This window comes from Mesorhizobium sp. L-8-10, from assembly GCF_016756635.1.
Taxonomy (GTDB): Bacteria; Pseudomonadota; Alphaproteobacteria; order Rhizobiales; family Rhizobiaceae.
Window position 1 is genome coordinate 7,979,532 of the sequence record NZ_AP023263.1, and the last position, 18,099, is coordinate 7,997,630.

Here is an 18,099-nt window from a genome sequence, read left to right on the forward strand (position 1 = left end):
CAGAATAGGATTGCTCTATCCCAACAACGATCCAGCTTCGCCATGCAACTGGTCGGGAACACCCCACGGCCTCGGCAATGGGTTGAAAATCGGCGGGAGCGACAGTGGTACCGGTCCCCAGCAATCTACCGATGCGGCGGCCTGCGCAGGTGGCGGTTCGCCGTGGGGTGCCGAGCCTCGCCTGAGTGCCGGAGAACGGTGTGCTGGTGGACGGATGGCCGATGCATCAATCACGCCGATTTGTAGAAACCTCCCAAACTCGCGGGAATCCCCGCCCGCACAAAAGAGAACCACAACATTCAATTGTCCGCGCACTGCCCCTTCGAAGGTCAAATGCCGATCCTGCGGCATCGCCAGCGCCGGATCAAATCCTCGATGCGCCATGCAATCGCCGATGGCGCCCACAGCGGATGCAGCGGCAGCGACGTCATCCCGAGCCGTTTTCGCCTTGCGAGTGCCCGGCCCGCTTTCGTATCCCTCACATCGACCTGGATCTCACGTGCAAGAGCCTCGAACTCCTCGGTGGGGAAATCCCGAAATCCCCTCGCATACGCATAGTTGACGCGCTCCAGTGCCTGTCGCGCCATGGTTCGACGCGCGGTCTGCAGAAGGCCGCCGTCCAGGTTACTGCCGACGCCGGCGAAGACCACTTCGAAAGACTGCCAGCGCTGCTTCAGGTCTACAAATTGGCCCCGGGCGGTGCCTGAACTGAATTCCCGCCGGTTCATGTTGACCGCGTGGCTGCGGTAGTAGGCTTGATCCACGCCAATCAGGAAACCGATGTCCGAGACGGCAGAAGTGCGTAACCACATTTCGAAGTCGCCGGCATGAGGGAGATCGGGGCGATAGCCACCGATCGCCCGCAGCACCGAGGTCCGCATGACAACCTCTGGCGAGGCCACGACATTGTATCCTTCCCGGCAACGGTCACGCAGCCAATCGACGCCCGACCAGATGATCCATCCCTTTCCGCCGCTGCGACTTGGAGGCAAGTCACCGCTGAAGTGGATGCCGTTTCCGTAGACCAGCCCCACCGACGGCTCCGCGGCCAGAAGTTCGGCGGCGCGGGTAAGTGCGCCCGGCGTTACCAGATCGTCGGCTGACAAGAGCAGCACGAACTCTCCGGTCACCGCCTCGAGACCGTCGTTATAGGTCGCGATGTGCCCTTTGTTTTGCTCGTGCCGTATCACGCGCACGCGCTTGTCTTGGCTCTGGATCGACAGGGCGACGTCGAGGCTGTCGTCAGTGGACTTGTCATCGACGATAACAACCTCGATGTCGATGCCCAGCTGGTTTCGTGTTACGCTCTCGACGCACTGCCGTAGATAGTGGCCATAGTTGTAGCACGGGATGACGACACTGAGGCGAGGGACCCGATCAAGCGCCCGGGCCCTCTTGATCCGTCCCTTTGTAGACTTTACGGATGCACGGCTGAAAAGATCCATGGTTGATCCCCATCAGACCTTATATTTTCAGGGCGCGGCGGAACGCAGCGTCCACCGCCGCTCCGGCGTCATCCCACGATCTTGAAAGGACACTCTCGGCCGCCTGCCCGGACAGTGCCTCGAAGTCAGGCATCCTGACCACGGCTTCCAGGGCAGCTGCCAGCGCATGGGGCGTCGTGGCAGCGTAGCGGACATGGGGGCTCTCCAGCACGATGCGGTTGTGTTCGGCGTCGTTGACGACCGGAATGCACCCCGCGGCAAGCATCTCGCAAGGAACGAGCGACACGTTTGTCAAGGAAAGGCTCAGTCCGGCAAAGCACCGGTTGTAGATTTCGTTGAGTTCGGCTGGCTTCACCAATCCGTGGTTCACGAACTTGAACGGTAGGTCTCCCAGCTTCTCCCCGTAGAGATGCAACTCGATTTCGGGGTTCCGCTTCGCGAATATTTCCAGAGCCAAGAGCCCCAGTTCGGTCCCGCGCCTCGGAGTTCCCGTCCGGGAATAGAATGCGATCCCCGCTCGCCTCGACGCCGGGTTCCGACTATAGCGGGAGGTGTCGCATCCGAATGGAAAGTGGTCGGCATCCATCCCAAACTCCCCTGACAGCTTCTGCGCCAGCCACCGACCAGCCGTGATGGCATGAAAGCCCATTCGATAAGTGTTCTCTGCAAGAACGCTCTGTGTGCCTACGGGATCGAAATACGGCTCGTAGTCCTGCACGAAATAGAAGCGCTTTCCGGTGCAGCGTGCGTTGAACACCGCATAGGCAGTTGGCCAACCGGTGGCCACGACCGCATGCGCATCCGCCATCCCTTGGCGGACATCGGCAATCGGGCAGGTAAGGCCGTAGTGCTCACGGGCAATTCCCTCGTAATATTTCAAATCCGCGCGACAGGCGTCATAAAAATAGACTTTGTTCTTGTATCCCATACGATCGAGATACTTCACGATCCGATAACATGTTGCGTGTCCACCTGATCCGGGGCCCGCGGGATGCGTCACCCAGTTGACCGATATCGGCCCGCCCGGGGCAATCTTGGGGACCTCGGCCCGAAAGGGTTGGCTGAGATCGGCCGCCATCACGTCATCGGGGAAGACCTCCAGGATCCCGTTGCGGGGTCTCACCCAGTCCGACGCCTTGGACCTTACACGATCTACGATTCCTCTATACCCGTCGGTCGCCAGAATACCGCTGACCTGACGGCTGCGGCGGCCGAATTGAAGACGCGCCGCATTGAGAATTGATGCTGTCATCGCTCGGAAACCCGCCAACTGATCCGTTGCCACCGCGTCAAGGCCATTCACAAGGTGCACCCACTCGGCACGCGAGCTGAGCTTTGCCCGGCAATCCTCGCCCCCACTCGACCGCCACTCCACGCGATCGAGCAATCTCTGCATAGCTGGCAATTCGGTCAATGGTCGCTCCATCCGCATCACCCTGCACTTCCAGCAGTCGAAGCAAGACGCCGCAACAATACGCCGCGCTGCGGCGGCATCGCTCCTCAGTTGTAGGAACGAGCGCCCAACTTGCCGAAGGGATAGTTCAGTTTGCACCCAAATGGGTAAAGCCGGCTGCTACATAAGCTGATCTCGGCTCGGTTGCCCGTGCCAAAATCCCCCATGTAGAATGCATGCTCGGTGAAAATCGAGATCCGCTCAACCGGAGGTCACAGTGGTCTATCTGCACGAAATGGACGAGAAGAACGGCTTCATTCCCTATGACATCGATAGGGAAAAGGGTTGTGAACTCCACGAGACTTTCCAGAATGGGGCCCCCTATCCGCACATTATCATCGATGATTTCCTGCCTCCGGATATTCTTGACGTTTGCCTCAGGGAGTTCCCCGCCGGGTCGGACAACGCGGAGGAGAAATTTGACAGGAACCAAGAGCGCCTGAAAGAAAGTTTCAATCCTGATAGGCTCCATCCTTCCATCAGGCAGCTTTTTTATTCTTTCAACTCACGTCCATTCATTCGAATCGTCGAGAACGTAACCGGCATCAAAGGGCTTGTCCCCGATCCATATTTTGCCGGCGCGGGCCTTCACCGCGTGTCCCAAGGTGGCCACCTGTCGATACATGCCGACTTCAACCACCACAAGCCGATGAACCTTGAACGGCGTGTCAATGTTCTGATTTATCTCAACAAAGACTGGCGCGCCGAATATGGCGGATCATTTGAGCTGTGGGATCAAGGTATGACCAGATGCGTCCGGTCCGTCGTGCCCAGTTTCAACAGATGCGTCATGTTCAATACCACCCTGGAAAGCATGCACGGCAATCCTCAGCCAATCAACCATCCCGACCGGGTGCCTCGGAGGTCGATCGCACTCTACTACTACACTGCGACCTGGGATGAGACCAAGCGCGACGCCACGACTCAGTTCCGGGTCCGTCCCGGCACTTCCGATCATGTGGATTGGCGGGTCAGGTTCTCGGAAGCGGCGACCGAACTTGCGCCTCCCCTGGTGATGCGAAGCGTCCGGCGTCTGAAAAAGCGTCTTGCCGGCGCCTCGTGACGTGCGGCCCATCGCCGGATCACTGCGCCCCCTGGACGGGGTTAGGGCCAGATCCGCCGTCTCGCAGGATCGTGTCGACATTGCCAAGGAGCAGCCGGCGAAAAAGCGTCTACCTTGGCCCGTCTCCTTGTTCCTGATCGGACTGGTCATTCCCTGGATAATACCCCTGGGGCAGTTGAACCTGTCCTTCTACCGCTTTATTCTGTTAGCCACGCTCTTGCCGTGCCTGGTCATGTGGGTGAGCGGCAGGGCCGGACGGATCAGGGCAGCCGACATCGGTCTGCTGTTATATTCCGGCTGGGTCGCGCTCACCCTGATCATGGCACACGGTGCCGCATCCGGAACCCAGTCCGCCGGGATATTCTTCATCGAGACGATGGGCGCCTATCTTCTGGCACGCTGTTACATACGCGATGCCGAAGATTTCCACAACGTGATCGCTCTGTCCACGAAGCTCGTAATCCTGCTGCTTCCCTTTGCGGTCTACGAATTTCTGACCGGAAACAAGCCACTGCTGTCGGTATTGGGCGCAATATTCCCCACCGTCGAAGTCACGATGATGACCCCCCGACTGGGCTTCTGGCGCGTGCAGGGCCCTTTCCCGCATTCGATCGCCTTCGGCCTCTTCTGTGCAAGCACTTTCACGTTGACGTACCTCATTTCCGATCCGGGACGCAGTGCCTTGTCGCGAAAATTTCTGGCAGGCTTGGTGGCGATTACAGCAATCCTGTCCCTGTCGTCCGCACCGATCGCGGGATTGGTTGTTCAAGGCGCGTTGATGGCCTGGAATTGGCTGCTCAGGCAATACGACATCAGATGGAAGATCTTGTGGGGCCTGGCGTTCGCGGCATATCTGGTCATCGAGTTCGGGTCCAACCAGACGCCGGTTCAATTCTATATCTCTCACTTCACCTTCGATCAGCAGACGGGCTGGTTCCGAATCTGGATATGGCAGTACGGTTCTGCCTCAGTGCTCAACCACCCGCTGTACGGGATCGGATTTGGAGATTGGGCGCGGCCGAAATGGATGGCGCCCGACAGCATCGACAATTTCTGGCTCGTCACCGCCGTGCGGCACGGCATCCCGGCCCTCGTTCTTCTGGTCGTATCGTGCCTTGCAATCGTCTTGCCGATTGCGTTCAATAAAGGTCTCGATAAGAAGCTGGGAAACGACAAGTTAGCGTATCTTATCTGCATGGCCACATATTTTATTGTTGGCACCACCGCTCATTTTTGGGGCGCTACCTACGTTTGGCTCCTGTTTCTCCTGGGCGCTGGTGTCTGGATGCTGACTGTCGAGTCCGGTGAAAAGGCCCCGTTGGATGAAACGGATTCAAGCATGCGGCGTCGACTCTCGTCGAACCGGCACGGCGCAACTCGACCATCTCGCCATGGTCGCGTGGCCAGTCAAACGAGGGAAACGTGATATCCGGTGAAGCGACATGGTGTCGATCCGGGGCGGCGTCAACGGCAAACCGCAAACCTCATGTGAGGTTTTGAATAGCACCACCGTACCTGCTTCTTGTCAGACCGGCTGTTATCGTTTCGGGAGGCCGGTAGCAAACGATGAGCCCAATGGACCACAACGTGCGCAACGAACTGAGAAGGCACATCGAGCTTTCCGATCCGGACGACGGCACCCTCGCGGGCGCCATGGATCTGCTGACGATGGATGCCTGTCGCTGGCTCCGTCCCGAAGAGGTCGCCGATCGCAGCGAAGTATCTCCGCTCGTGATCGCCAAGCTGCTCTACCGCCATCCGTCCTTGCGGGCGATGGCTTGGTTCCGGCTGGCAACACTGATGCATCGCCGGAAGGTGAAGGTGTTGCCCGGTATCCTGCAACGGCGTCTGCTAAGGCTGTACGGCCTTGAGCTCGTGCCCGGTACGAAAATCGGTGGCGGGCTGTATATCGCACATCCGGTCGGCTGCGTGATCGTCGTGGAATCCATGGGCACGAACGTGTCGCTGATGGGCAGCGTCACCTTCGGACGGCGCGAGTTGTTGCGCTGGCCAGTGGTTGGTGATCGCGCGTTCTTCGGGGCCGGGTGCCGCGTGCTCGGCGCCGTCGAGATAGGCGCACGGGCGGTCATCGGCGCCAACGCTGTTGTCCTGGCCGACGTTCCGACCGGTGCCACCGCCGTAGGAATTCCAGCGCGGGTGCTACCGCGCTAGCTTAGTGGGAGCGCCGCGCATCGGACGCGCAAAGGAGGCTTTGCGGTGATCAGCGAAGTCGCCTGTCTTCAGGTTTGCTCGCATCGTGCCAGCCCAAGTCTCGCCGGCGGGCACTGTTGCTCGACGACCACAAGGGCGACGAATTGTTGGTCTCCGCCCCGCTCATCGCCGCGTCATCGCGTCTTCATAGATTGCCGAAGCAGCCAGCAAGAAGCCGCCGGCGCCGTAGAGCTGGGTGCTTTCCGGGCGCACCTCGTCGGGTGCATCGCCGATCTGCTGCACACGGCCAAGGCGCCCTTCCGGTGACACTGCGCCGACAAGCGCCGACCAGGCACGCAGGATGGCAGGCCTGTATGTTTGGCCGTCGAGCAGGCCAAGAGCCACGCCGCGTTGCATGCCATAGACGACGAAGGCAGTGCCACTCGCCTCCGGTTGACTGCGGAGCGCCAACATCGACGACCTCCAGAAGCCATCCTTCGCCTGCGCGCGCAGCAATGCCGCCGACATGCGCATGAAAAGCCTCTGATAGAAGATTCGCGCGCTGTCATCGCGAGGAAGGGCGTCGAGCATGTGCAGGATGCCGGCATAGGCCCAGCCATTGCCGCGGCTCCAGAACAATTTCTCGCCGAATTGGCCGTGCTGCCCGAAAAAACGACTGTCGCGGAAGAACAGCCCGGCGTCCTTGTCGAACAGATAATCGGCGGCGGCGCGGAATTCCCGGTCGGCATAGTCGCGGTAACGCGGATCGCCCGTCACCGCGCTGAGTTGTGCCCACGCCGGCGGCCCCATGAAAAGCGCGTCGCTCCAGCACCAGCGCGCCGTGCAAGCGGCGTCGGGATAGGTGGGCACGAAATCGAGCGCCACCGTGGGCGGCGCCGCCAGGATTGCGTCGAAATAGGCGCGCACGCTCGTCAACGCCTCATCCCCTGCGAGCCCGTCCCGCCGGAGCGCCAGATAGACCTGCGCCACGGCATGGTCGTCGGCATGCATCAGGCGGTCGCCAAGGCGAAAGTCGTTGGCCTCGGCCCAAGCCAGGACCTTGGCGGACAAAGCATCAGAGCGAGCGACCCGCGCCCAACGCTCCAACCCGATATAGAGTGACGCCTGAACCCAGCCGCGGCTGAATTCTGCATGCTCGGGCAAGCGTGTCACATAGCTCAGGTCGTCGAGGTGCGAGACCTGCCACACAGCCACTGCGTCCGCCACCCGCCGTACGGCTCCGGCATTGGGCGCGGCGGAAAAGCCCTTCGCCTGCCCGGCCAATGTCCAGGTCGTCACGACGAGCAACGTCGCGACGACCGGCGCCAACAGCAGATAGTGGCCCATGACGCCGCGCTTCCGTTTCGTCATTGAGGTTCCCTGCACTTTCTGTCGGCCGCGCGGGTGCGCGAAAGATCGCGGATTACCCCGCCCTGACGGAAATGGCCTTGCCGGTATCGGCATCGACATTACCGGAAAAGGTCGGAGCGGCGGCGTCGACGGAGAAGAACCCGTAGCCGCCCCGCTTCACCCGGTTATTGGTCACCGAGACATTGGTGATGACGCCCTTCGGGCCGCGCCCATCGACATACAAGGCAAATCCCGGCGTACCGACCAGAAGGTTGTGATTCACGCGGACATTGTTGATGTCGCCGAAATCGTTCTTGATGAAGATGTCGGAAGTGTCGCGACCGACGATCGTATTATCCTCGATCAACACGTCGTTCTGGGCGCCCTGGACGGAAATGCCGTCGTAATGACCCTCGTCGCCGACGCCGCTTTCGAGATCATGGATGTAGTTTCCCTTTACCACGGACTTGCCGGCCTGCAGGACAATACCGTTCTCCGCGCCGGATATGTCGTTACGCAGGAACGTCCCCGAACCGAGGATCGGTGCGCTACTTCTACCGCGATTGCCCGGGCCGATCAGGGTGCAATCCTGGATGGTCGGGCTGGTCGCGCCTTCGAGGTCCACACCGAAGTAGTCGTTGTAGATCAGCCTACAGTTCTTCATGACGAAGTTCGATCCGAGGACACGGATGGATTGTCGGATCTCCTTGTTCTCGATCATGACGTCGTTTGCCTCGATCCTGAACGGCCCGTCATAGGGAGCAAGAACCGTTCCCGCCGGCACACCGGTATTGCTCGCGTCGGGGAAGGCGAAATCCGCCTGTGGCAGCGGGTCCGATGCAAACTGGCCGGCCAAAAGGATGCGCTTCCAGAACGCCTCGATCTCGGCTTCCATCCGGGTCATCTCGGCGTCTCCAGTCTCGAGCCCGTCCCGGGGCGAGACCACCTCTTGCCCGGAGGCAAGAGCCGCGTCTGCGGCGGCGACCACATTTGCCGGCGTGTCCATCGATTGCCTGCAGTTGGCGGTCATGTCGTTACTCTATCTTTTTGGTTGGACATCGGATTCTTCCCGAGACCGGTTCATGCCGCTCGCCGAGATTGCCCGCCGGGGCCACCCCCTAGAACCACCTCTTCACCGACATGGCGACGGTTCGGCGCAGCAACCGCGCGGGTGCCAGATGCCCCGCCAGGATCCGGTCGACCTTCTCGTCGGTCGTGTCGCGTCGAATGGAGGTCCTCGGCCGCACGAAGGCGGTAGTGTCCATCACGCCGCCATCGCTCGAATAGGCTTCCTTATAGCCGGCGGCCCGCAATGCCGCGAGCACGCCGGCATTGTAGCGCCCGAACGGTATCGCGGCGGAGCGGACCGGCTCGCCGCAAATGTCCTCCAGCACGGCTTTTGACTGGTTGAGTTCCTCCTGCAGTTCGCCATGCGACACGCCCGCCCAGTCGCGATGAGCGACGCCATGGCTGCCGATGCACATGCCGCCGTCGATCAAGGACCCGATGTCGCCGCGGCCGAGTGAGCCTGATCTGCCGATGCGGCCGGTGAGCACGAAGAAGCGCGCGCCGAGCCCACGTCGCTCGAGTTCGGGCGCCGCGATCGACAGGTCCGAAAGGTTCCCGTCGTCGAAGGTGAGCGACAGACAGTCCCGCTGGGGATGGTCGGCGATGCGGTCGAGCACGCTGCGGAAGCGGTCGGCGCTGATCCAGTAATCGCCCTCGCCCGGATCGAGGGGGCGGCCGGGCGTACCGATGCCATGGAAGTTCAGAACCCTCAGCTTGATCCCGGCCGTCATCTTCAGCCCGACTGTCTCGTCATGAACTCCTGGGCGGACCTGAGCGGCGCCAGTGCGCAGCGCAGGCCCGCGCGGTGCGTGGCGCCTCGCCAGGCCCGGGCCGCTTGTCCGAAGGCGATGCCCAGGCGGAACAGCGCGGTCTCCATCAGGCCATGATGCCTGCGGAAGTAACGTATCCTGTTGGCCGTCATCAGTGCGAAGAGTCGCGGATTGGTGCCGCTCTCGCCGCCGGCGTGCATGACCTGCGCACGCGGCTCGTAGACGATGTCGAAACCGGCCTCGCGCACCCGCCGCTGATAGTCCACCTCTTCGCTGTAGAGGAAGAAGCTCTCGTCCCATTCCCCGACCATGCGCCGCGCGCGCGCCGATACGAGCAAGGCCGACCCGGTCGCCCATTCGACGGACCCGCGGCAATCGTAACGCTGCGGCTCATCGATGATTTCGCCCCAGCCGAGCCGGCCGGCGAGCGAACCGCCCAGAACGGCTTCGGCCCATGCCGTGAGCATCGAAGGCTCGCGCCTAAGCGTCGGATCGGTGGTCCCGTCCTCCCTGAAATTCCGCGGCACGGCGATGCCGACCGACGGCATCAGGGCGCATTCGACGAGCGGCTGGGCGGCCCCCGGATAGAGACGCAGGTCGGGATTGAGGACGAGCAGATCGCGGTCTGCGTCGACGATCGATGCGGCGGCATTGATGGCCGCCGCATATCCCGCGTTGCGGCCCATCCGCACCACCTTCGGCCTGATGGGATGATCGGCCGCCAATTCCGCGGATCCGTCGCGGGAATCGTTGTCCACCACCACCACTTCGAAATCATCGACACCGTTCATCCCGGCCGGCAGGGAATCGAGCAGAGGCGGCAGCACTCTTGCGCTGTTGAAGGTGACGATCACCACGGCAAGACGACATCCTGCCTGGTCGCTGCCTTGCCGTTGTCGGTTGCGGCGTTCCCAAAGTGTCTCGGTCATCGAGCCTCCCGCTTCGAGATGGTCGTGCGCGTCGTCGGCCACTGTCGCATCGTCGGAGCGCGCGTCACGAAGTCTAGCCAGCACGCATCGCCGGAATCGATCCCGACCTTGGGGCCGAGGCCATAGACCAAGGGTTGAGGGATCGGCCTCGTCCTAAGCCTTTCAGCCACGACGCGCGCCAGCCAATCGACTGGCCGCTCACTGGCGGCGGTTGCGGTCGACATATCCCGCCAACGAACCCATGGTTTCGAAGATCTCTGCCGAAAAGTCGGTATCGTCGATCTGAAAACCGAACCGCGTCTCCAAAGCCATTGCGAGGGTGACCACCGCGAGCGAATCTAGTTCTGGAATATTCCCGAACAGCGGCGTGGAGGCGTCGGCGATCCTGCCGGGATCGTCGATGCCGAGTGTCTGGACGAGAACGTCCCGCACGTCATTGAGTGTCGTTGCAGCCATTTCCATGACACGCTCCACCAAGTTGAAAGACTGGCCGATGCCGCCTAGACGAGGACCTCCACCGGGGCCGGATGGCCCAGAAAAGCAGTCGGACTTGCCGTCAGGCCGTAGGCCCCGGCCTGGAATACGACGACGAGATCGCCGATCCCGGCCCGCGGGAGGGCGACGTTGTCGCCGAGCAAATCGAGCGGCGTGCACAGGCAGCCGACGACCGAGACCGTCTCGAGCTCTGTCTCCCGCATCCGGCTCGCGACGGCGATCGGATAGTTGCGACGGATGACCTGACCGAAATTGCCGGAGGCCGCCAGCTGGTGGTGCAGGCCGCCATCGACCACAAGATAGATCCGTCCACGCGAGACCTTGCGGTCGACGATCCGGGTCACATAGACCCCGGCCTCGCCGACCAGATAGCGGCCGAGCTCGATAGCCACGCGGGCTTCGGGAAGGTTGGGCCGGATCGAACGCTCCATCAACTCGCCAAGTGTCTTGCCGACGGCGCTGAGATCGAGCGGGGAATCCTTCTCGAAGTAAGGAATGCCGAAGCCGCCACCGAGATTGAGGTAGCGCACGGGCCACGGACACGAGGCCGCCAGTTCGAGCAGCAACTGAACGTTTTTGGCGAGCGCCTCGCACAATATGTCGGCATGCAGGTTCTGCGAGCCGGCGAAGACGTGGAAGCCTAGGAAATCGAGATCGGCAGCGGCGAGGTCGCGCAGCAGCGACGGCACTGCCTCGGCATCGATGCCGAACTGCTGGGGGCCGCCGCCCATGCGCATGCCCGATCCCTTGACCTGGAAATCCGGATTGACCCGCAAGGCCACACGCGGCCGGATGCCGAGCCGGTTGCCGATCTCGACCAGCCGGGCCGCCTCGTTCGGCGATTCCATCTCGATGGTCACGCCGGCCGCGACGGCCTGGCTGAGTTCGGCGCTTGTCTTGCCGGGGCCGGCGAAGCTTACCTGGGCGGCAGGCATTCCGGCGTCGAGCGCCGTCTTCATCTCCTGTGCCGAGGCGACGTCGCAAGCGTCCACCAGTCCCGTCAGATGCTGCACCACGGCCGGCATCGGATTGGCCTTCACCGCATAGCTGAGCCGGATTCCGGCCGGCAGGACGGAGCGAAGGTAGGCGACACGCGCCGCAATCAGGCTCCGGTCATAGGCGAAAAAGGGCGTGCTTCCGACACGCTCGGCCAGGCGATGGAGCGGGATGCCGCCCACGGCCAGATGATCTCCGGCGACGTCGAACAGCGCCTTGGTCGGGTGCGAGGTCATGAAACGAGGCGCTCCCTGAGTAGGACACGATCGAACTTACCGTTCGGCGTCGTCGGAATGGCTGCCATCTCGATCACCGAGGACGGCACCATATATTGCGGCAGCTGGCGCCTGAACGCCGCCAGCAGAGCCGTCGTGTCGAGGGTCTCGCCAAGAGCGCTCGCGATCAGCACGATCCGCTGACCGAGCGCCGGATCCTCGACGCCGAGCGCGACAGCGTCGCGCACCATGCCGGTGGCGTAGGCGACCTCCTCGATTTCCGTCGGACTCACCCTGTAGCCGGAGGTCTTGATCATCTCGTCGCGGCGCCCGACGAAGAACAGAAACCCTTCCTCGTCGGCGACAACCGTGTCGCCGGAGAAGACGGCGATTTCGGGCGCGCGCCAACCCGCCCCGGTTCCCGGCATCGGCCGGAAACGCTCCGCCGTTCGCGCGGGGTCGTTCCAATATCCCATCGCCACCAGCGGGCCGCGGTGCACGAGTTCGCCCTGTTCGCCCGGGTCGCAGAGGGTTCCGTCCGGCCGCATGACCAGGATCTCGGCGTTGGGGATGGCCTTGCCGATCGAATCCGGACGACGATCGACCTCGGCCGGATCGAGATAGGTCGAACGAAATGCCTCGGTCAGGCCATACATCAGATAGGGCGAAGCCTTCGTGAAGATGCCGCGCAACCTGTCGAGCGTAGCCCTGGGCATGCGCCCGCCGGTGTTGGCGAAGTAACGCAGGCGCGCCGCGACTTCGGGCGGCCAGTCGAGAGCAGCCACCTGGATCCAGAAGGGCGGGACGCCGGTGATGCCGGTCACTCGATGCCGCTCGCAGAGCCTGACGACATCGGCCGGCAGCAGGTAGTTCATCAGCACGACATGGGCGCCGGCGTTGAAGGCCGTGGTCAGTTGGCTGAGCCCGGCGTCGAAGCTCAAGGGCAATACCGACAGGATCGTGTCGTCGGGGCTGTTGCCGAGATAGTGGCTGACGCTCTCGGCGCCGACGATGAGATTGCGATGGCTGAGCACCACGCCCTTGGGCTTGCCGGTACTGCCCGACGTATAGAGAATAGCCGCCATGTCGCAGTCGATCCCGACGAAGGACGGCGGCGGCGCGTCCCCGTCGGCAAAGGTCAGCGCCCAGCGATGCAGCTCGAAGCCGACATGGGCCCGACCGTTGCCGTTCAACCTGTCGTCCACGATGATCACATGGTCGAGCGCGGCCATGGCGTCGGCATGCTCCTCGAGCTGCGCGAGCCGATCGGAGGAGGTCACCAGCACGCGGACATTGCAATCGGCGAGGATATAGGCGACCTGCTGGGGCCTCAGCAGCGGATTCACCGGCACCACCACGCCGCCGGCCGCCGCGGTGCCGAAGATCGCCACCACCGTCTCGATGCGCTTGTCGAGCAATACGGCCACCCGGTCGCCGCGGTCGAGGCCGATCGCGGCGAGGCCGGCCGCATAGCCGCAGATCCGGCGCCAGAGTTCGTCATAGCTGCAGGTCTTGTCCTTGAAGGTGAGCGCGGGCGCCGCTCCGTGCAGTTGCGCCGCCAGCCGCGGCAGATGGGAAAGGTTGATCTTGACGGCGGGTTTCATGCCAAACCTATTCGTCGTTACCACGGGACACAGGTGAGTTCGCTGTAGAGGTAGTCCACCTGGCTGGCCCGCAATCGGCCGCTTCGGAACATCTTGGGACGCGGCGAGGCGATCGGTATCGAAAAGCGCGGCCGGTACCCGACGACACGCTTTTCGGCAAGCGTCGCCAGTATTCCATGGCGGGCGAGGAGATGGCCGTAGACGCTGCGGGCCGTCTTCCGGAACAGTTCGGGATCGCCGACATGGAGGATCGAGGCGAAGAGCGGGAGCTTCTTGCGCCGGTCCCGTCGGAACATCACGTAGCAGGACCGACCCCCACGCTGGACGACCAGATGATGCGCCGCCGGCGCATGGGCATGGTCGCGATAGATTTCGAGATCGCGCCCGCTGAGGCTGGCTTCGATCAGCGCCGGCTCGACCACGATGCGCGTCCCCGTCGCCCAGCCGGGCCAAGGCAGGTTGGCGACCAGCGCCGTCTCGGTGTCGAGATGCTGGAAGTTCAGCCGGGCATTGAGCGGCACCACGTTCCCGCTCGGCGACAGGTCGGTGAAGGTGTAGCCGTCCTGCGCCAGGATCGCCCTGAGCAGGCGCAGACCGTGGGCCCGATGATCCTCGGCCACGCACCATGCGGCGAGATTGCAGAACTTCTCGACCTGTCCGTCGACCTGACGCTGCGAATAGAACGCCAGATAGGCACCAAGCACACGATCGCAGTCGACCAGCATGAAGCCGTGGTTGGGGGCCGCCGCGGGCCAGGACGGCAGCATCGCCGCAGCCCATGTCGATGCCGCAATCCGGCCGTTCAGCTCGTCATGAAGGAATTGCGCGACGCGGGCGACATCCGCGTCGGTGATCGGGCGTATCTCGATGCGCCGATCGCCCATTTTCGAACCAGGGTTTGACACTGTCTGCCCGTTCCCCGCTGCCGCCCGTCCGCATCGGTCCGAAAATCGGATTAGACTTTCGGAAGGCACGATGCATCGCTTCCAAGCCTTGGAGCGACCTTTCTGCGTCCAACTGGACGCACGGCTCTCCAAGGCGCGCCCCTGCGCCGGAAAATTCCAGTTAAATCGTTTATCCCCGGCCCGCGGCCATGGGTACCTCAACAAAAGGTGCAACCGCCTATCCGCTTTGCCGACTGGAGAGTTACGGACGGCGACCCGTATGGTCTTGCCACTGCCCGATGTTGCCAGACATGGGAGGCGACCATTTCCAAAAAGCACCATATCCTGATCCTGGTCGAAAACCTGCCCGTTCCTTTTGATCGAAGGGTCTGGCAGGAAGCCCAGGCGCTGAACGACGCCGGTTACGAGGTTTCGGTCATCTGTCCGACAGGCAAGGGCTTCGACAAGACTTATGAGGTAATCGGCGGCATCCACATCTACCGGCATCCGCTGAAGGAAGCAGAATCGGCAGCCGGCTATATGCGCGAATACGGCGCGGCGCTGATGCATCAGCTGCGGCTGTCATTCCGGGTCAGGCGGCGCCGGCCCATCGACGTCATCCAGGCCTGCAACCCGCCCGACCTGATGTTCCTGGTCGCGCTGGTCCACAAGGCTATGTTCGACACCTATTTCGTCTTCGACCATCACGACCTCGGGCCTGAGCTCTATGTCACCAAGTTCGGCCGCAAGGATCTCTTCTACCGGCTGCTGTGCTTCTTCGAACGGCTGACGTTCCGGGTGGCCGATGCCAGCATCGCCACCAACGAGACCTTCCGCGACATCGCGGTGAGCCGCGGCGGCATGGATCCAGACCGCGTCGTGGTGGTCAAGAGCTATCCCGAGGCCGGCAAATTCAGGCTGACCGAGGCAGAGCAGTCGCTGGTCGTGCCAGGCAGGCACCTCATCGGCTATATCGGCATCATGGGCGCCCAGGATGGCGTCGATATGCTGGTGCGCGCCATGGCCGAGATCGTGCATGTGCGGCGGCGGCGAGACATCAATTGCCTCATCATCGGCGACGGTCCCGAACTCGACCGGCTGAGGGCGACCGCTTCGGCGCTGGACCTCAACCAGTCGCTGCACTTCACCGGCTATCTCAGCGGCCCTACGCTTTTGTCGCATTTGTCGGCGCTCAACGTCGGCGTTATCCCCGACCCGCCGAACGAATTCAACGACAAGCTGTCGATGAACAAGGTCTTCGAATATATGATGCTGGGCCTGCCCTTCGTTCAATTCAACTTGCGCCAGGCGGCGCGAGAGGCGAGAAACGCGGCGCTGGTGGTGTCGGAGCACTCGCCGCGGGCACTGGCGGACGGGATCGTGGCACTGGTCGACGATCCCGAACGGCGGAAGCGCATGGGGCAATCGGGACGCGCGATCGCCGAGCGCGAGTTCCAGTGGCCGGTGGAGGCGCGGCACTATCTCGACGCGTATCAGAACCTGTTCCGCCCGAGACTGAACGTCAATGATCAGCGTCATTATCCCGCATCTTGACCAGCCGGAAGCCCTGGGCCGGTGCCTTGCGTCACTTTCAAGCCAGCGTGAGCTCGACCGACCGGTCGAGCTCATCGTGGTGGACAACGGCTCGAAGGAGCTTCCACGCCAGGTCTGCGCCGCCTGTCCCGGCACCACGCTCCTGTCGCAGCCGATCCCCGGGCCGGGACCGGCGCGCAATCTCGGCGTCTCGCATGCATCGGGGGACATACTGGCCTTCATCGACGCCGACTGCAGCGCCCACGAAGGCTGGCTCGCCGCCATCGAACGCAGCTTCGCCCAGGATGCGGACGTCGCCATCCTGGGCGGCGACGTGCGCATCGCCTGCCGCGACCCGCGGCGGCTGACGCTGCTCGAGGCCTATGAAAGCGTCTTCGCTTATCGGATGAAGGAATACATCGCCAGGCAGGGTTTCACCGGCACCGGCAATCTGGCGGTGCGCGCGAAGATCTTCGCGGCGATCGGTCCCTTCGGCGGGATCGACATCGCCGAAGACCGCGACTGGGGCCAGCGTGCGCTGCGGCTTGGCTATCGCACCCACTATCGTCCCGACATGATCGTGTATCATCCAGCCCGCCAGAACCTCGCCGAGCTCGCCCAGAAATGGGATCGGCATACGGCGCATGACTTCGCCAAGATCCGGTCGAAGCCGGGCTGGTGGCCGCGCTGGGTGCTGCGCAGCGCCGCCGTCGCCGCCTCTCCCGTCGCGGAAGTCGTGCGGATCGGCTTCTCGAACCGGCTCGAGGGTCTGCGTTCCCGCGCGCTCGCCCTCTTCGGCGTCGTGATCGTCAGGTTGTACAGATCGGGGGTCATGTTGAGCCTGGCCTTCGGAGCGGACGCTTCGCGTCTCAGCGGGCGCTGGAACAGGACATAAGCAGGCGTTCCTTTGGGAAGCCTGAAGCACCGACGTGGCTCATCACCATCGACAGCAACCGTCTTTCTGGGGGCGGGCACACGATCTATTTCGATGGACGTAAAGGCGATGGTCCGATCAATGACACGACGGTGTGCACAACGAACAACCTCACCGGCAAGGGCCACTACGGATACACCTCGTTTGACCTGACCGATCCGATCTATCCGGGAAACACGGAGGTGGGCGACTTCGCCACCAGTTTCACGCAAAGGAAATAGACGGGGGGTGAGGCGGCCGCGGGGCCGGATGCCGTGGGCTCGCAATCTTCTTTCACCCGGAGCGGCTCCGCAGTTTTCTGCAATGTATTGGCGCCGAGAGAACCACCTTTCCCGAATGGGCAGTGCGCTACAATCGAAATTTCCGAACCGCAACACCGTCAAACAACTTCAAGCGGGAAGACATTTCCTGATCCACGAACGAGTCCTTGCAGTCTTTCTGCTGCCGTTGAGCTTATTCGCGCCTGAGATCGTTCAGCGGCAGATCGACCGGAATACCCCTTTCGGGCAGCCTCCTACCACGTTTTCCACAATTTACTCCGGGCCTGAAAAGCAATCTCCTTGGATCGCGAAATCGATGCAATCGCGCGTCGTCGTGCGGTTCCAGGGCCGGATGAAGCAGGTTTCTTCCCCCAGCTTCGGCTGCGGGAGGACAATCCGTATCAGGCGGCATCGGGGGCGATGCCGCAGACAGGAAAGCGGGGCGAATGATCTCTTCCAACGTGGTTTTGGACGAAGGCGTTGTGATCCACCATCCCGACCTCGTCAATCTCTACGGCTGCTCCATCGGCGGCGGCACGCGCATCGGCACCTTCGTCGAGGTGCAGAAGAATGCCGTGATCGGGCGCGACTGCAAGATCTCCAGCCATTCCTTCATCTGTGAGGGCGTGACGATCGAGGACGGCGTCTTCATCGGCCACGGCGTGATGTTCACCAACGATCTCTACCCGCGCGCCGTCATGCCCGACGGCAGGCTTATGACGGACGGCGACTGGAGCGTCGTCCCCACGCGGGTGCGCCGGCACGCCTCGATCGGCAGCAATGCCACGATCCTCCCCGGCGTGACGATCGGCGAAGGCGCGCTGGTCGGTGCCGGCGCCGTCGTCACCAAGGATGTTCCCGCCCATGCCATCGTCGCCGGCGTTCCGGCCGCGCTGGTGGGCAAGCTCAATCACATGCCCGTCGAGCATGCACTTCCGGGAGAATGAAG

16 protein-coding genes are annotated in these 18,099 nt (G+C 62.7%); 6 read left to right on the plus strand and 10 right to left on the minus strand.

The features are described 5' to 3' along the window. Positions 1 to 329 precede the first annotated feature (329 nt). On the minus strand, positions 330 to 1,445 hold the full coding sequence (locus JN280_RS37015) for a glycosyltransferase family 2 protein (RefSeq protein ID WP_202309139.1): 1,116 nt from the start codon (positions 1,443 to 1,445) through the stop codon (positions 330 to 332). A gap of 19 nt (positions 1,446 to 1,464) precedes the next feature. Then, complete coding sequence (locus JN280_RS37020; RefSeq protein ID WP_244742641.1) at positions 1,465 to 2,859, minus strand: rhamnosyltransferase WsaF family glycosyltransferase; 1,395 nt, start codon at positions 2,857 to 2,859, stop codon at positions 1,465 to 1,467. Positions 2,860 to 3,115: 256 nt separating this feature from the next. Between JN280_RS37020 and JN280_RS37025 the strand changes: the two genes are divergently transcribed. The 3 genes from JN280_RS37025 (at position 3,116) to JN280_RS37035 (ending at position 6,133) form a co-directional block, all read left to right on the plus strand. Beyond that, positions 3,116 to 3,961 (plus strand): 2OG-Fe(II) oxygenase, encoded by an 846-nt coding sequence (locus tag JN280_RS37025; RefSeq protein ID WP_202309140.1) that lies wholly within the window; start codon positions 3,116 to 3,118, stop codon positions 3,959 to 3,961. Then, positions 3,945 to 5,387: an O-antigen ligase family protein gene (locus JN280_RS37030; protein WP_202309141.1), complete on the plus strand. Its 1,443-nt coding sequence runs from the start codon at positions 3,945 to 3,947 to the stop codon at positions 5,385 to 5,387. Before JN280_RS37025 ends, JN280_RS37030 begins: the two co-directional genes overlap by 17 nt. A 149-nt stretch (positions 5,388 to 5,536) precedes the next feature. Continuing rightward, positions 5,537 to 6,133, plus strand: a complete 597-nt coding sequence (locus JN280_RS37035; RefSeq protein ID WP_202309142.1) for a serine O-acetyltransferase — start codon at positions 5,537 to 5,539, stop codon at positions 6,131 to 6,133. A 162-nt stretch (positions 6,134 to 6,295) separates the two neighbouring features. Here JN280_RS37035 and JN280_RS37040 read toward each other — a convergent pair whose 3' ends face one another. The 8 genes from JN280_RS37040 to JN280_RS37075 form a co-directional block, all read right to left on the minus strand. Beyond that, positions 6,296 to 7,483, minus strand: a complete 1,188-nt coding sequence (locus tag JN280_RS37040; RefSeq protein ID WP_202309143.1) for a glycoside hydrolase family 88/105 protein — start codon at positions 7,481 to 7,483, stop codon at positions 6,296 to 6,298. Between the two features lie 52 nt (positions 7,484 to 7,535). Then, the gene (locus JN280_RS37045) at positions 7,536 to 8,492 is read right to left on the minus strand and encodes a right-handed parallel beta-helix repeat-containing protein (protein ID WP_244742644.1); all 957 of its coding nucleotides are present in this window, start codon (positions 8,490 to 8,492) and stop codon (positions 7,536 to 7,538) included. 88 nt (positions 8,493 to 8,580) lie between these two features. Continuing rightward, a complete protein-coding gene (locus JN280_RS37050; protein ID WP_202309144.1) occupies positions 8,581 to 9,261 on the minus strand; it encodes a polysaccharide deacetylase family protein in 681 nt (226 codons plus the stop codon). 2 nt (positions 9,262 to 9,263) lie between these two features. Then, the gene (locus JN280_RS37055) at positions 9,264 to 10,229 is read right to left on the minus strand and encodes a glycosyltransferase family 2 protein (protein ID WP_202309145.1); all 966 of its coding nucleotides are present in this window, start codon (positions 10,227 to 10,229) and stop codon (positions 9,264 to 9,266) included. Between the two features lie 198 nt (positions 10,230 to 10,427). Next, positions 10,428 to 10,691 (minus strand): phosphopantetheine-binding protein, encoded by a 264-nt coding sequence (locus JN280_RS37060; protein ID WP_202309146.1) that lies wholly within the window; start codon positions 10,689 to 10,691, stop codon positions 10,428 to 10,430. 38 nt (positions 10,692 to 10,729) lie between these two features. Next, positions 10,730 to 11,956, minus strand: a complete 1,227-nt coding sequence (locus JN280_RS37065; protein ID WP_202309147.1) for a pyridoxal-dependent decarboxylase, exosortase A system-associated — start codon at positions 11,954 to 11,956, stop codon at positions 10,730 to 10,732. Continuing rightward, positions 11,953 to 13,539: an acyl-CoA ligase (AMP-forming), exosortase A system-associated gene (locus JN280_RS37070; RefSeq protein WP_202309148.1), complete on the minus strand. Its 1,587-nt coding sequence runs from the start codon at positions 13,537 to 13,539 to the stop codon at positions 11,953 to 11,955. Before JN280_RS37070 ends, JN280_RS37065 begins: the two co-directional genes overlap by 4 nt. Before the next feature lie 17 nt (positions 13,540 to 13,556). After that, on the minus strand, positions 13,557 to 14,423 hold the full coding sequence (locus tag JN280_RS37075) for a hypothetical protein (protein ID WP_244742648.1): 867 nt from the start codon (positions 14,421 to 14,423) through the stop codon (positions 13,557 to 13,559). A 228-nt stretch (positions 14,424 to 14,651) separates the two neighbouring features. Here JN280_RS37075 and JN280_RS37080 point away from each other — a divergent pair, with 228 nt between their 5' ends. The 3 genes from JN280_RS37080 (at position 14,652) to JN280_RS37090 (ending at position 18,097) form a co-directional block, all read left to right on the plus strand. Beyond that, positions 14,652 to 15,977, plus strand: a complete 1,326-nt coding sequence (locus JN280_RS37080) for a glycosyltransferase family 4 protein (protein ID WP_244742651.1) — start codon at positions 14,652 to 14,654, stop codon at positions 15,975 to 15,977. Next, positions 15,949 to 16,851: a glycosyltransferase gene (locus JN280_RS37085; protein WP_202309149.1), complete on the plus strand. Its 903-nt coding sequence runs from the start codon at positions 15,949 to 15,951 to the stop codon at positions 16,849 to 16,851. The genes JN280_RS37080 and JN280_RS37085 overlap by 29 nt, the downstream gene beginning before the upstream one ends. Before the next feature lie 745 nt (positions 16,852 to 17,596). Continuing rightward, the gene (locus tag JN280_RS37090) at positions 17,597 to 18,097 is read left to right on the plus strand and encodes an acyltransferase (RefSeq protein ID WP_202309150.1); all 501 of its coding nucleotides are present in this window, start codon (positions 17,597 to 17,599) and stop codon (positions 18,095 to 18,097) included. The last annotated feature ends 2 nt before the right edge of the window (positions 18,098 to 18,099 follow it).

Coding starts and splice junctions, on each gene's coding strand:
- JN280_RS37070 (WP_202309148.1), bottom strand. CDS start 13,539: ATGAAACCCGCCGTCAAGATCAACCTTTCCCATCTGCCGCGGCTGGCG.
- JN280_RS37040 (WP_202309143.1), bottom strand. CDS start 7,483: ATGACGAAACGGAAGCGCGGCGTCATGGGCCACTATCTGCTGTTGGCG.
- JN280_RS37090 (WP_202309150.1), top strand. CDS start 17,597: ATGATCTCTTCCAACGTGGTTTTGGACGAAGGCGTTGTGATCCACCAT.
- JN280_RS37075 (WP_244742648.1), bottom strand. CDS start 14,423: ATGGGCGATCGGCGCATCGAGATACGCCCGATCACCGACGCGGATGTC.
- JN280_RS37035 (WP_202309142.1), top strand. CDS start 5,537: ATGGACCACAACGTGCGCAACGAACTGAGAAGGCACATCGAGCTTTCC.
- JN280_RS37050 (WP_202309144.1), bottom strand. CDS start 9,261: ATGACGGCCGGGATCAAGCTGAGGGTTCTGAACTTCCATGGCATCGGT.
- JN280_RS37045 (WP_244742644.1), bottom strand. CDS start 8,492: ATGACCGCCAACTGCAGGCAATCGATGGACACGCCGGCAAATGTGGTC.
- JN280_RS37055 (WP_202309145.1), bottom strand. CDS start 10,229: ATGACCGAGACACTTTGGGAACGCCGCAACCGACAACGGCAAGGCAGC.
- JN280_RS37060 (WP_202309146.1), bottom strand. CDS start 10,691: ATGGAAATGGCTGCAACGACACTCAATGACGTGCGGGACGTTCTCGTC.
- JN280_RS37085 (WP_202309149.1), top strand. CDS start 15,949: ATGATCAGCGTCATTATCCCGCATCTTGACCAGCCGGAAGCCCTGGGC.
- JN280_RS37015 (WP_202309139.1), bottom strand. CDS start 1,445: ATGGATCTTTTCAGCCGTGCATCCGTAAAGTCTACAAAGGGACGGATC.
- JN280_RS37065 (WP_202309147.1), bottom strand. CDS start 11,956: ATGACCTCGCACCCGACCAAGGCGCTGTTCGACGTCGCCGGAGATCAT.